This is a genomic window from Paenibacillus sp. 01T443, assembly GCF_056398325.1.
In genome coordinates, this window is sequence record NZ_JBFTPE010000008.1 from 76,599 (window position 1) to 90,190 (window position 13,592).

A 13,592-nucleotide genomic window follows, 5' to 3' on the forward strand; every position below is an offset into this window, starting at 1 on the left:
CAATATAAAAAGCGAATATTTAGAATACGATAGCCAGTCTTGCTCCGGCCACCTTATCATAAGGAATCGTATACTCTTTCTTGCCCGTACGCACAACGGCATTTTCTCCATCAAATGAAAGCAGCAGCCCCTCAAATTCTTTAGCGCCGCTGATCGGTTCATATGTCGTTATGTAAACGTGTTTACCGATTGCTTTACGTACGTCTTCTTCCTTCCTAAGCGGTCTTTCAGCTCCAGGAGAAGAAACTTCAAGAAAATAAACGTCTGTAATTGGATCGTTTTTATCCAATTGCTCGCTCAAAAATTCGCTGATGCGGCCGCAATCATCAATATCGATGCCGCCCTCTTTATCCACGAATATGCGAAGAAAATAGTTGCTTCCTTCTTTGACATACTCAATATCAACCAGTTCAAATCCATTGCTGCTGAGGTATGGCAGGACCATTTCCTGGACAGCGGCTTTGATTTTGGATGTACTCAAATTCAGTTGACCTCCTGTTTATACGCACTATGCCATTTTGCCGATTACAAAACGTAAAGAGTGGGTTTCCCCACTCTTCTGCATCAAAGTCTTTATCATCATCATTGCCAGAAAAATTATAACATAACCGCACTATAGTGACAAGAAATCTTTTCTACATCAACCATATCTAGAATAGGGAAAGCTGGTTAGATTCCGGCAATCCACGGAAGCAGCCCATGTTTCCGAGCACCTCGATTATGGTCTTTGTCGCCTTGGATTTCATCTGGAAATCTTCGATGGAAAGATACTCGCCATCATTTCTGGATGCCGCGATGTTGCGCGCCGCATTATCCCCAATGCCGGCAATTGCAGCGAAAGGCGGAATAAGAGATTCGCCGTCCACAAGGAACTTCGTTGCATCGGAACGATAAAGGTCAATTGGCTTGAAAGAGAATCCGCGAGCTGTCATTTCAAGAGACATTTCCAGCTGTGATACCATGTTTTTCTCTTTCGGAAGCGCATTGAACCCTTTCGCTTCGATTTCGATCAACTTTCTCAAAATCGCGTCATACCCTTGGCAAAGCAGCTCTAAATCAAAATCATCTGCTCTTACAGTGAAGTAAGTAGCATAATACTCAATTGGATAATAGAGCTTGAAGTAAGCTGTCCGTACCGCTGATATGACATATGCGGCAGCATGTGCTTTCGGGAACATATATTCAATGCGAAGGCAAGAATCGATATACCACTGCGGTACTTTGCACCGCTTCATTTCATCGATCCATTCCGGTGTTAGCCCTTTCCCTTTACGCACACTTTCCGTAATTTTAAAGGCAAGACCGGCATCCATCCCTGCTTTGTAGATGAGGAAAAGCATAATGTCATCCCGGCAGCCGATTACGGTTTTGATGTTGCATGTCCCGTTTTTGATAAGCTCCTGGGCATTTCCCAGCCATACGCCCGTACCATGCGACAATCCGGAAATTTGAAGTAAATCCGCGAATGACGAAGGCTGCGTCTCTTGAAGCATTTGACGAACAAACTTCGTGCCCATCTCAGGAACACCGTAGGTTGCCACGGACGACCGGATCTTCTCACCCGGTATATTGAGTGCGTTCGTTGAGTTGAACATGCTCATGACTTTAGGATCATTCATCGGAATCGAAGTTGGATCGACGCCTGTTAAATCCTGTAGCATCCGCATCATGGTCGGATCATCGTGTCCGAGTATATCGAGCTTTAGCAAGTTCTCATCAAACGCATGGTAATCGAAATGCGTCGTTTTCCATTCAGCATTCACATCATCAGCCGGGAATTGTACCGGCGTTATGTCTTCAACCTCGATGTAATCAGGAACGACAACTATACCGCCTGGATGCTGACCCGTACTTCGTTTTACGCCCGTACAGCCGCTTGCAAGTCTGGCAAGTTCTGCACCGCGCCATTTCTTGCTGTGCTCTTCTTCGTACTTCTTCGCGAAGCCATAAGCCGTTTTCTCAGCAACCGTACCGATAGTTCCTGCCCGGAACACCGCTTTCTCCCCAAACAGTACTTTCGTATAGTTATGGGCAATCGGCTGGTAATCTCCGGAAAAGTTAAGATCGATATCGGGAACCTTATCGCCTTTAAAGCCTAGAAAAGTTTCGAATGGTATGTCTTGGCCTTCGCCCTTCATCGGCTTCTCGCATTTCGGACATAATTTATCCGGAAGGTCAAAGCCGCTTGGTATGCTGCCGTCCAGAAACCATTCGCTATGCCTACAATCCGAATTTTTGCACAAGTAATGTGCAGGAAGCGGATTAACTTCGGATATTCCGAGGAACGTAGCTACGACCGATGAGCCGACGGAACCCCTCGAGCCAACCAAATAGCCGTCTGCATTCGACTTCTTCACGAGCTTCTCAGATATCAAATAGTTCGCGGAAAATTTAAATTTAATGATCGGAATAAGTTCTTTCTCCAGCCTATCGATGACGACCTGCGGCAAATCCTCACCATACATTGATTTCGCCGTGTCATAGCAGGTGTTGCGGATCTCCTCGTCGGCGCCTTCGATATCAGGAGCGAACAGCCCTTTCGGAAACATATCGTACGGCTCGAATCGGTCAGCAAGCTCTACGGTATTCGTAATGACAACCTCGCGAGCCCTCGCTTCCCCTAGAAAAGCAAATTCCTCTAACATCTCCTCCGTTGTTCGGAAATGTGCATCGGGCTTTCTTATGCTTTTCAGCGGGCTAAACCCCGTAATACCATGAATCGTAATATCACGATACATTTTATCGCGCGGATTCAGATAATGAACATTGCCAGTCGCAATGACCGGTTTCCCCAGTTCGTCTCCGATTTGGCATATCCGACGGTGGGCCTGCTCGATCTCTGCCCGACTGCCGACAAGCCCCTTCTCAACTAGATGCATGTAAAAATCTATTGGTTGAATTTCGAGAACATCATAAAAGCGAGCTACCTCAAGAGCTTCTTCATACGATTTGTTCAATACCGTTTCAAAAAACTCGCCCTTCTCGCAGCCCGAAATGACGAGCAAGCCTTCGCGGTGCGCCGTCAGCTTCGTTTTCGGAATTGTCGCGACGCGTTTGAAATGTTCTGTGTGTGAAAGAGAAATGAGTTTGAATAAGTTTTTCTTGCCCACTGCATTTAAAGCATAAATATTGCTATGGAAAGGACGTGAATTTGATAAGTCAATGCCAACGTAATCATTAAGCTGATGAAGATTCGTTATATTGCGTTCAGCCGCATCCGCTATCAAGCCGTAGAGCACGCCGCCTAGGGCGAGTGAGTCATCTACCGCGCGGTGATGATTTTCAAGACTGATTTTGTATTTATCTGCTAACGTGTTTAATCGGTGATTTTTGAGCGTCGGGAAAATAAATCTAGCCAGCTCAAGTGTATCAAGCACAGGATTTTTGACCTCAGGTATGCCAAATGCTTTGCAATTCGCTTGAATAAATCCAATATCGAATCGCGCATTATGCGCAACGAGTACGTCGTCCCCGATGAATTCGATGAACTCGCGCAGCTTCGGCTCGATCTCAGGTTGTCCCTTTACCATATCATCATTAATATTAGTCAACTGCTGAATATGGTATGGAATTTTTTCATGCGGATCGATCAACGTCGAGAACCGATCGATTTCCTTGCCATCACGCATTTTAACACCGGCAAGCTCAATGATTTTATTATTAATAACGGACAAACCGGTCGTCTCTATATCGAACACGATATAGGTTGCTGTTGCAAGAGGCTCCGGCCTGGATTCGAGTACCATTGGTACTGCGTCGTTAACTACATTTGCTTCAACGCCGAACAGCACTTTGATGCCATGCTTTTTGGCTGACTTATTCGCATCCGGATAACATTGCACATTGCTGTGATCCGTTACGGCAATCGCCTTATGCCCCCATTTAGCTGCGGTCTTGATATAAACGTCAACAGGCGTAACCGCGTCCATCGCACTCATTGTCGTATGAAGATGAAATTCGACGCGCTTTTCTTCCGCTTTATCCATGCGGTCAGGAGGTGATTTGACCTCGTGCAAATCATTTGGCATCATCACGAGCTCCGGCTCCTGCATAAAGCGGTCATATTCGATTCTTCCGCGTGCTTTGATCCATTTTCCATTCGAAAGCTGACTTAATATCTTCACATCATCTTTCGTTTTAGCAAACATCTTCATTGCGATAGAATCGGAGAAGTCAGTCACATTGAACGTAAACAACGTACTGCCGTTACGGAGCTCTTTTACATCTAAGCCAAATACAGCGCCCTGTACGGTAATTTTCTTTTCTTCTTCAATAATGTTCATCAATGGAACAGGCTCTTCCCGAATATCGTAACCAACCGCAAGCTTAATCTCTGCGTCATCTACAAGGTCAGACTCTGATTGGGAACTCGCCATGAGCTCTTGAACATACTCACGTTCTTCCTGCACAATTTTAAGCGCGTACTCATCCAAAATTTCTTGCCTGGACTCGCTGACAATCATTTTAACTTTGCAAGCGCGCTGAAAATAGTCATTATAAAATCGGATAATTTCATCATCAAGACGTTTTTTCCGTGCAAGCTCCAAACCCGTATTATCGAGTAAGGACAAAGTTAATGTTTCGCCTTCTACCGCTATCGTTGCTTTCTGCAGCCATCCATTAACCGAAGCGATCTCACGCTGAGCCCACTCCATAAACAAGCCCCAATWTTGCAACACGATCGACTCTGTCTCAACGACAGAATCATATATAAATAGAAACTTAACAGCGGCAATGTGCTCAAACTTTACTCGGGTTGCTTGACAAAGGCCGTTATAGGCCTGTAAAGGCACCATGGACGTTTTGCGGATGCAAAACGTCCATTCACGGTTACTGTTGCTTACTATAACTTGCTCAATATATCCATCTTGGAAATAAGATTGTATAAGTTCTTGCGGCAGCCCCGACTGCTGTAAAAGCATCTCGAAGCGCTGCCGATTGTCCGCGGTTTGGCCCAAAAAACTCAACCCCTTAAGATCCGAACCGAACTAGCTTCAGTCCTTAATAAGCTCTTGCAAATACGACAGTATGCTTAGCTGAATCTCCGCATACGAGACATGTTCCTTTTTGAACAGTCGGTTCAAACGGAATGTTGCGACTTGTTGCTCCTGTTTCTTCCTTTACCTGCTTCTCGCATGCGGCAGATCCGCACCAGCCTGCTTCTACGAAGCCGCGCTGCTCTTCCAAGAAGCTCTTCATTTCATCAAGCGTATCCACCGAACGTGAATTATCGATACGGAACTGCTTCGCTCGGTTAAACATTTCATGATGCGTTTCTTCCAGCATCTTTTCTACCTCAGCAATAAGGTTCGCTTGCTGCACAACGCGTTTTTCACCCGTAATACGGGAAACGAGTACAACTTGTCCGTTTTCCATATCACGTGGTCCAAGCTCTAAGCGAAGCGGAACGCCACGCATTTCGTATTCATTGAATTTCCAGCCCGGGCTTACATCTGCACGGTCGTCTACGCGTACGCGTACGCCGGCTTTTTTGAGCTCGGCATAAAGTTCATCCACGCGACCTACAACCTGTTCGCGCATTTTTGCTGGACCGATCGGAATCATAATCACCTGAGTCGGAGCTACCTTCGGAGGCAGCGCAAGACCGCGGTCATCACCGTGAACCATGATCAGAGCTCCGATTAATCTCGTGCTAACGCCCCAAGAAGTGGTGTGTGCAAACTGCAAAGTATTTTCGCGATCAAGAAATTTAATATCGAAAGCGACTGCGAATTTAGTACCCAGGTAATGGGATGTTCCAGCTTGTACAGCCTTCCCGTCTTTCATCATCGCTTCGATTGAATACGTATCTACAGCACCAGCGAAACGCTCGGAAGGTGTTTTTTCACCTTTGATCACGGGAATCGCTAGAAACTCCTCAACAAATTGTGTATAGACATCAAGCATTTGCATCGTTTCTTGACGTGCTTCCTCTTCATTTTCATGAGCCGTGTGGCCTTCCTGCCACAAAAACTCACTCGTACGAAGGAATGGCATCGTGCGCTTTTCCCAGCGGACAACGTTTGCCCATTGGTTGATAAGCAGCGGAAGATCACGATAGGATTGAATCCATTTCGAATACATATGGCCAAACATCGTTTCCGATGTCGGCCGTATCGCAAGACGCTCTTCAAGCTTCTCCCCTGCTGCTTCAGTTACCCACGGCAGCTCAGGGTTAAAGCCTTCGACATGCTCTTTTTCCTTTTGAAAAAAGCTTTCTGGAATAAACAACGGGAAATAAGCGTTGCGATGACCCGTTTCTTTGAAGCGGCGGTCAAGATCCCGTTGAATATTTTCCCAAAGCTCATAGCCCTCTGGGCGGAAAACGATGCAGCCTCTAACAGGCGAGTAATCCATAAGCTCAGCTTTTTTTATTACATCAAGATACCATCTAGAGAAATCTTCGCTTTGTGGCGTGATTTCGGTTACGAACTGTTTATCCTTCGACATGAGCGACCAATTACTCCCCTCTTACCAATCGTAAAATATCATTATAGGTTACTACGAGCATGAGCAGCATGAGCAGCGCAAAACCAACAAAGTGCACCATGCTCTCGCGGTTTGGATCTATTGGACGGCGGCGAACCGCCTCGATTCCTAAGAATATCAAACGGCTGCCATCGAGTGCCGGTATTGGCAGCAAATTAAAGATACCTAAATACAAGCTGAGCAGCGCAGTCCATGATGTCAACTGCACGATGCCTTGTTGTGCGATTTGGCTTGTATATTCCATCGTTCGTACAGGCCCGCCAAGATCATCAAGTTTGAACTCTCCGAAAATAATCTTTTTGAAGCCGTCAAAAATGCTAATCGTCATATTTTTCATCAACTTGCCCGCGCCAGAAAAGGTTTCTCCGAACGTTGCTGGGCGAGTAGGTATCGCCGCGCTGATGCCGACCTTGCCTACGCCCTCTTCATTCGGTACTGGCGTAATAACGACCTGTTGGGTTTTGCCGTCACGAATAATATCCATACGGATGGGTACATTCGGAGATTTTCCGATAATCGCAATCATTTTGTCAAAATCGGCTCCGATTTTTTCTCCGTTAACGGCATCAATCACGTCGCCCTCTTTCAGGTCTACCTTAGCAGCAGGCATTCCCTCTGAAATCTGGCCTACGAGCAGCTTATCCGGCGACTCAACCGGAACACCAGCCATTTGGATATAGGCAGCAAATAATACGAAAGCAAGCACGAAATTCATGAGCGGACCGGCAAAAATCGCAAGTGCACGCTGCGAGACCGTTTTACTTCCGAATTGTCTGTCGATTGGAGCGATTTGGGTTTCTTTGCCTTTTGTTATCATTAAAGCGGCCGGGTGAACAGAGAACGTCTCACTCTCGCCTTCAACGTCTAATGTTACTGAAAGCTTATGCTCCAAATCAATGGTAACTATTTCACCGCGAATAACACCGCTCCGCTCATCAAGGCGGTCCAAATAAAGCCGTGTTACTTTATTATCTTTCAGACGAACCGCAATGGTTTGTCCTGGCTGGACATCGACAATTTCCGGATCCTCTCCCGCCATGCGAACAAAACCACCGGCTGGTATTAATCTCAGCGTATATCTTGTCTCACCGCGTTTTACCGAGAAAAGCTTCGGTCCGAAGCCTATTGCAAATTCGCGAACCAATATGCCCGCTCTTTTTGCGAAATAGTAATGACCCCATTCATGAATCGTCACAATTACGAAAAAGACGAGAATCGTCAAAAAGACAACCTGAATCATGTGCATTAAGCTAAAGCCTCCTGTTCGTTACGGCCTGTACATAGATTATCATTATTCTCCCGTCCGATACAAGAGAACCGGTTTTTAACCGATTTTATGCGGATTCAGCGATTCGGCGCGCCCATGCATCCACTTCTGCAATCATCTGCAAATCGTTTATATCAGATGCTTCATGTTGACCGACTACCTTTTCCAAAATCCGTTCAATGTCAAGAAACGTAATTTCTCCTTTTAAAAAGCGCGCGACAGCAACCTCGTTTGCAGCATTGAACACAGCTGGCGCCGATTGTCCAAGTCTACCGCACTCAAAAGCTAAACGCAGGCAAGGATATCTTTCAAAATCCATCTCTCGGAAATGAAGCTTGCCGATTTGCGCAAGGTTAAGCCTCTCAGTAGGCGTTACATTTCGCTGAGGATAGGATAAAGCATATTGAATCGGTACACGCATATCAGGCAGTCCAAGCTGCGCGATAACGCTATTATCGGAAAACTCCACATAAGAGTGAATGATGCTCTCCGGATGAATAATGACATCTATTTGATCGTATGTAACTTCGAACAGCCATTTCGCTTCGATGACCTCAAGCCCTTTATTGACCATTGTCGCAGAATCAATCGTGATTTTCGCGCCCATTGACCAGTTCGGGTGATTAAGAGCCTCAGCCACAGTCACGCCTTCGAGCTGCGCTCTCGTGCGGTCACGGAAGGACCCGCCAGAAGCCGTTAATGTAATTTGATTGATAGACTTGCGATCTTCGCCATTCAAACATTGGAAAATGGCAGAATGCTCGCTGTCGATAGGCAATATCGATACGCCTCGTTCCTTAGCACGTTCCATCACGATGTGCCCCGCTGTAACCAGTGTCTCTTTATTGGCTAGACCAATCGTTTTACCCGCATCAATTGCCGCTATCGTAGCTGGTAAGCCTCTGCTTCCCATGATGGCCGTAACTACAATGTCAGCATCCGTGCCCGCTGCCACCTCTATGAGTCCTTCTTCCCCATAAACAATCCGCGTACCCGCAGGAATCTGCGAACGAACGGTGTCAGCGTCTGCTTTAGATGCCAGACTGACGATTGCAGGTTTGAATTGGTTGGCTTGTTTAATAATTAAATCAACATTCGCACCGGCAGATAATCCCACAACCTTATAACGCTCTGGATCATGAGCAATGATGTCCAACGTCTGTGTTCCGATCGAACCCGTCGAACCTAAAATGCTTATTTTTTTCATGCACATCCTCCTGACTTATACGGGCAGCAGCTCTGTAAGCACTAACAGCGGAAATACGATAAGCCAGCTGTCGCATCGGTCGAGCACACCGCCATGTCCCGGTAACAACGTACCTGTATCCTTAATATCTCTGACTCGCTTATATGCGGATTGTATTAAATCACCAAATTGGCCAGCTACGGCAGCAATTAATCCGATTAGCAAAGCTTTTGGCAATGTAACAAAATCAGGCATAATGACTGCAAATGCAGCGGATACAATTAAGGAAAGTAATACGCCGCCCAAGGCGCCTTCAATCGTTTTGTTCGGGCTGATCGAAGGCCATAACTTTGTCTTGCCGATAGCTCGTCCCGTAAAATAAGCACCGATATCCGATGCCCAGATACACCCAAAGGACAAAAACGTCCATAACAAACCATGCGGCTCAATTTGACGAACCTCGCCCATAGCCGCAAAGCCATAACCTACATATAAAGCGCCAAGCAACATAAGTGCGGCGCCATCAATTGTCGTTCTATTTTTAGTAATCACGGTGATTGCCAGCAGTAAGAAGGCAAGTATCCAAAGAATAGTCAGTGCTGAAGGAATGCTAATTCCCCAATCCGACCATGGAAGCACAAACAGTAGCACGCCCGCATATCCGAGCAATGAAGACGGATGCGACCATGCTACACCATTCATGCGCGCATATTCAGTAAAGCCGATAATTGCGAGTAACACAAGAAGACTGCTGTATAACCATCCGCCTACTACTGTTAAGCCAATGAAGCCTGCCCCTGCCACTACGCCCGTAATAATTCGTTGTCTCAATGAAAAGTCACACTCCGTTGCTTGAAGCTACAATCCACCATATCTACGCGCACGGCGTTGATACTCCAAAATCGCTTCTTGAAAATGTGCTTCCGTAAATTCCGGCCAATACACATCCGTAAACCATAATTCACTGTAAGCAAGCTGCCACATCATAAAATTACTTAAACGCAATTCCCCGCTCGTTCGAATAAGCAAATCCGGGTCCGGCAGTCCACTCGTAAGCAAGCGGTCAGACATGACTTTATCATCAATATCATCGATTGTTAAATGTCCTTGCTGCACTTCTGCGGCGATGCTTTTTACTGCTTCAAGCATTTCCTTACGGCTTCCGTAATTTAATGCGAAATTGAGAACAAGCCCGGTATTATTAGCAGTCTTAACGATTGCTTCTTCAACTGCGCTTATCGTAAATGACGGTAAATCCTCTTTGTGTCCCATCATCCTAACCTGCACGTTGTTTGCAATCAGTTCTTCTAATTCAATCTCAAGAAATTGCTGGGGAAGTTTCATGAGAAAATCCACTTCAGCCTTAGGTCTCTTCCAGTTCTCCGTAGAAAATGCATATAGCGTCAAATATTTGACGCCAAGCCGATCTGCTGCAATGGTGATACGTTTGACCGCTTTCATCCCAGAATGATGACCTGCCATTCGTGGCAATCCACGATCTTTAGCCCAGCGACCGTTTCCATCCATAATAATCGCAACATGCTCAGGCACGTTTTCTGAGGCCACAGAATCAGTCGGCTGTAAGGACGATTTGCCTAATTTGGCCCAAAGTCGCTCGATCATCTTACTTCCTCCCAACTGAAATCAAAACCAAACCCCACCTGTCGGAGGGGCCCAGAGATCATTATACTTCCATAATTTCTTTTTCTTTAGCAACTAGCACTTTATCTACTTCAGCAATAAATTTATCGGTTGCTTTTTGAATATCCTCTTGGTGACCACGTGACTCGTCTTCAGAAATAGTTGTTTTCTCAAGCTTTTTCACGCCGTCATTCGCATCGCGGCGAATATTGCGGATGGCTACCTTAGCCTCTTCACCAAGCTTTTTCGATGTTTTCACAAGCTCAGCACGACGCTCTTCCGTAAGCGGAGGGATAGAAAGACGGATCGAAGTGCCATCGTTAGAAGGCGTAAGGCCAAGATCCGATTTCATAATCGCTTTCTCGATCGCCGACATTGACGATTTGTCCCATGGCTGAATGAATAACGTACGGGAATCAGGTGTACTGATGTTAGCAAGTTGATTGACAGGCGTCATTGACCCGTAATATTCCACTTGAATACGATCAAGCAAAGCTGAACTTGCTTTACCCGCGCGCAAAGAAGACAAATCACGTTTGAGCGCCGAAATTGCTTTATCCATACGTTCTTCTGCGTTTTTTTTCAGCTCTTGTGGCATTATTTCGCACTTCCTCTCACTATCGTTCCGATTTTCTCACCCAGCACGACGCGTTTAATATTCCCTTTCTCCGTAATTGCAAATACAATAAGAGGAATATTATTATCCATGCAAAGCGATGCTGCGGTTGAATCCATTACGCCTAAATTACGATTTAGCATATCGAGGTATGTAAGCTCCTCAAACTTCTCAGCCGTGCTATCCTTAAATGGATCTGCGGAATAAACGCCATCCACTTTATTTTTCGCCATCAAAATAACTTCTGCCTCGATTTCAGCCGCACGAAGAGCTGCTGTCGTATCCGTAGAGAAGAAAGGATTACCGGTACCAGCCGCAAAAATAACTACGCGACCCTTCTCTAAATGACGAATGGCACGACGTCTTATGTACGGTTCAGCGATCTGTTGCATCGCGATCGATGTTTGCACACGAGTTGGGACATCGATTTGTTCCAGCGCATCTTGAAGTGCGAGTGAATTCATAAGTGTAGCCAGCATACCCATATAATCAGCTGTTGCACGATCGATTCCTTTTGCAGAACCAGCAATGCCGCGCCATATGTTACCGCCGCCGACTACAATGGCTACTTCTATGCCAAGCGCTACGACTTCCTTCACCTGATCAGCAATTGAAGATATGACTGTTGCTTCTATGCCATAGCCTTCTTGACCTGACAATGATTCACCGCTGACTTTTAACACGATACGTTTATAAATAGGCTGCTCCAACGTTAATACCTCCATCATGCACCTCATTGGATGAGGTCCTTCAAATATGTTCTATTCATACAAGCAGGCGGGGCGGACGCCCCGCCCCGCCTGTGCGTTCGGATTAATGTTTAACTTGAGCCATAACTTCTTCTACGAAGTTGTCTACTTTTTTCTCTAGACCTTCACCAAGCTCATAACGAACGAAGCGACGGATGGAAATGTTCTCGCCAATTTTGTTGATTTTTTCATTAAGCAAAGTCGCGATTGTTTTGTCTGGGTCTTTAATGAACGATTGCTCAAGCAGACAGAACTCTTCGTAGTATTTCGAAATACGGCCTTCGACCATTTTTTCAACGATTTTTTCCGGTTTGCCTTCGTTAAGTGCTTGAGCTTTTAGGATCTCGCGTTCTTTTTCAAGCTCTTCCGAAGAAACTTCTTCGCGACGTACAAATTTAGGGTTCGCTGCTGCAATTTGCATAGCTACATCTCTAGCGAACTCACGGAATTGATCTGTTTTAGCAACAAAATCCGTTTCGCAGTTAACTTCAACGATAACGCCGATACGGCCGCCAGCGTGGATATACGATTCAACTACGCCCTCAGTTGCGATACGGCCAGCTTTGTTCGCTGCAGCCGCCAAACCTTTTTCACGTAGGAAAGCAATTGCTTTCTCGATATCGTTGTTTGTTTCGTCAAGAGCTTTCTTGCAATCGAGCATCCCTGCTCCAGTTCTTTCCCGTAGTTCTTTTACCGCGCTAGCACTAACTGCCATTGTAAGCCCTCCTATGAGTTTTATGAAGCCTTTATTAACTTCATAATAATTTGGTTAGTTTGAACCTAATCAAGCCGCTATACAGATAAACTATACAAGCTGCTTAGTTTTAGTGATTTACATTCGAAAAAAGGGCAGTGAGAGGTTTATCACCATCTGACCACCCTTTGTTGACTATCTAAAGTCTTTAAATTAAGCCGTTGTTTGCTCGCCTTGGTTAGCTTCAACGATTGCATCAGCCATTTTCGACGTCAACAACTTAACGGCACGAATTGCATCATCGTTACCTGGAATTACGTAGTCGATTTCGTCTGGATCACAGTTCGTATCAACGATACCAACGATTGGGATTCCAAGTTTGCGAGCTTCTGCAACAGCAATACGCTCTTTGCGTGGATCAATAATGAACAACGCGCTTGGCAAACCTTTCATTCCTTTGATACCGCCAAGGAATTTCTCCAAACGGTCTTTTTCTTTACGAAGAATGATAACTTCTTTCTTCGGAAGAACCTCGAAAGTGCCGTCCTCTTCCCACTTCTCAAGTTGTTTCAAACGATCGATACGTTTTTGAATAGTTTGGAAGTTAGTAAGAGTACCGCCGAGCCAACGTTGGTTGATGTAGAAGTTGCCGCAACGTTCTGCTTCTTCTTTCACGGAATCTTGTGCTTGTTTTTTTGTACCTACGAACAGCATAGTGCCGCCGTCTGCAGCAATCGATTTAACAAAGTTGTACGCTTCGTCAACTTTCTTAACCGTTTTTTGCAAATCGATAATGTAAATCCCGTTTCTTTCTGTGAAGATATAACGATCCATCTTCGGGTTCCAACGACGTGTCTGATGACCGAAGTGTACCCCAGCTTCTAGTAGCTGTTTCATGGAAATAACCGCCATTTCCTCAACACCTCCTGTAATGGTTTTTTTAGTGCTCC

11 protein-coding genes are annotated in these 13,592 nt (G+C 45.6%); all 11 read right to left on the reverse strand.

Going from position 1 to position 13,592, the window contains the following annotated elements:
• Positions 1–19: 19 nt before the first annotated feature.
• Positions 20–481 (reverse strand): ribosome maturation factor RimP, encoded by a 462-nt coding sequence (gene rimP / locus AC1DLI_RS14065; protein ID WP_477603539.1) that lies wholly within the window; start codon positions 479–481, stop codon positions 20–22.
• 169 nt (positions 482–650) lie between these two features.
• Positions 651–4,958 (reverse strand): PolC-type DNA polymerase III, encoded by a 4,308-nt coding sequence (locus tag AC1DLI_RS14070; protein WP_477603541.1) that lies wholly within the window; start codon positions 4,956–4,958, stop codon positions 651–653.
• A gap of 43 nt (positions 4,959–5,001) precedes the next feature.
• The gene (gene proS, locus AC1DLI_RS14075) at positions 5,002–6,450 is read right to left on the reverse strand and encodes a proline--tRNA ligase (RefSeq protein ID WP_477603543.1); all 1,449 of its coding nucleotides are present in this window, start codon (positions 6,448–6,450) and stop codon (positions 5,002–5,004) included.
• A gap of 10 nt (positions 6,451–6,460) precedes the next feature.
• Complete coding sequence (gene rseP, locus AC1DLI_RS14080) at positions 6,461–7,735, reverse strand: RIP metalloprotease RseP (protein ID WP_477603545.1); 1,275 nt, start codon at positions 7,733–7,735, stop codon at positions 6,461–6,463.
• A gap of 88 nt (positions 7,736–7,823) precedes the next feature.
• On the reverse strand, positions 7,824–8,963 hold the full coding sequence (locus AC1DLI_RS14085; RefSeq protein ID WP_477603547.1) for a 1-deoxy-D-xylulose-5-phosphate reductoisomerase: 1,140 nt from the start codon (positions 8,961–8,963) through the stop codon (positions 7,824–7,826).
• A 15-nt stretch (positions 8,964–8,978) separates the two neighbouring features.
• Complete coding sequence (locus tag AC1DLI_RS14090) at positions 8,979–9,773, reverse strand: phosphatidate cytidylyltransferase (protein WP_477603549.1); 795 nt, start codon at positions 9,771–9,773, stop codon at positions 8,979–8,981.
• 27 nt (positions 9,774–9,800) lie between these two features.
• Positions 9,801–10,565 carry an isoprenyl transferase gene (locus tag AC1DLI_RS14095; RefSeq protein ID WP_477603551.1) on the reverse strand — a complete coding sequence of 255 codons (765 nt, stop codon included), beginning with the start codon at positions 10,563–10,565 and terminating at the stop codon, positions 9,801–9,803.
• A gap of 61 nt (positions 10,566–10,626) precedes the next feature.
• On the reverse strand, positions 10,627–11,181 hold the full coding sequence (frr, locus tag AC1DLI_RS14100; protein ID WP_308994531.1) for a ribosome recycling factor: 555 nt from the start codon (positions 11,179–11,181) through the stop codon (positions 10,627–10,629).
• A complete protein-coding gene (gene pyrH / locus AC1DLI_RS14105) occupies positions 11,181–11,909 on the reverse strand; it encodes a UMP kinase (protein WP_477603554.1) in 729 nt (242 codons plus the stop codon). The genes frr and pyrH overlap by 1 nt, the downstream gene beginning before the upstream one ends.
• 103 nt (positions 11,910–12,012) lie before the next feature.
• Positions 12,013–12,687: a translation elongation factor Ts gene (gene tsf, locus AC1DLI_RS14110; protein ID WP_308994727.1), complete on the reverse strand. Its 675-nt coding sequence runs from the start codon at positions 12,685–12,687 to the stop codon at positions 12,013–12,015.
• 168 nt (positions 12,688–12,855) lie between these two features.
• Complete coding sequence (gene rpsB / locus AC1DLI_RS14115) at positions 12,856–13,554, reverse strand: 30S ribosomal protein S2 (RefSeq protein ID WP_053375748.1); 699 nt, start codon at positions 13,552–13,554, stop codon at positions 12,856–12,858.
• Positions 13,555–13,592 lie beyond the last annotated feature (38 nt).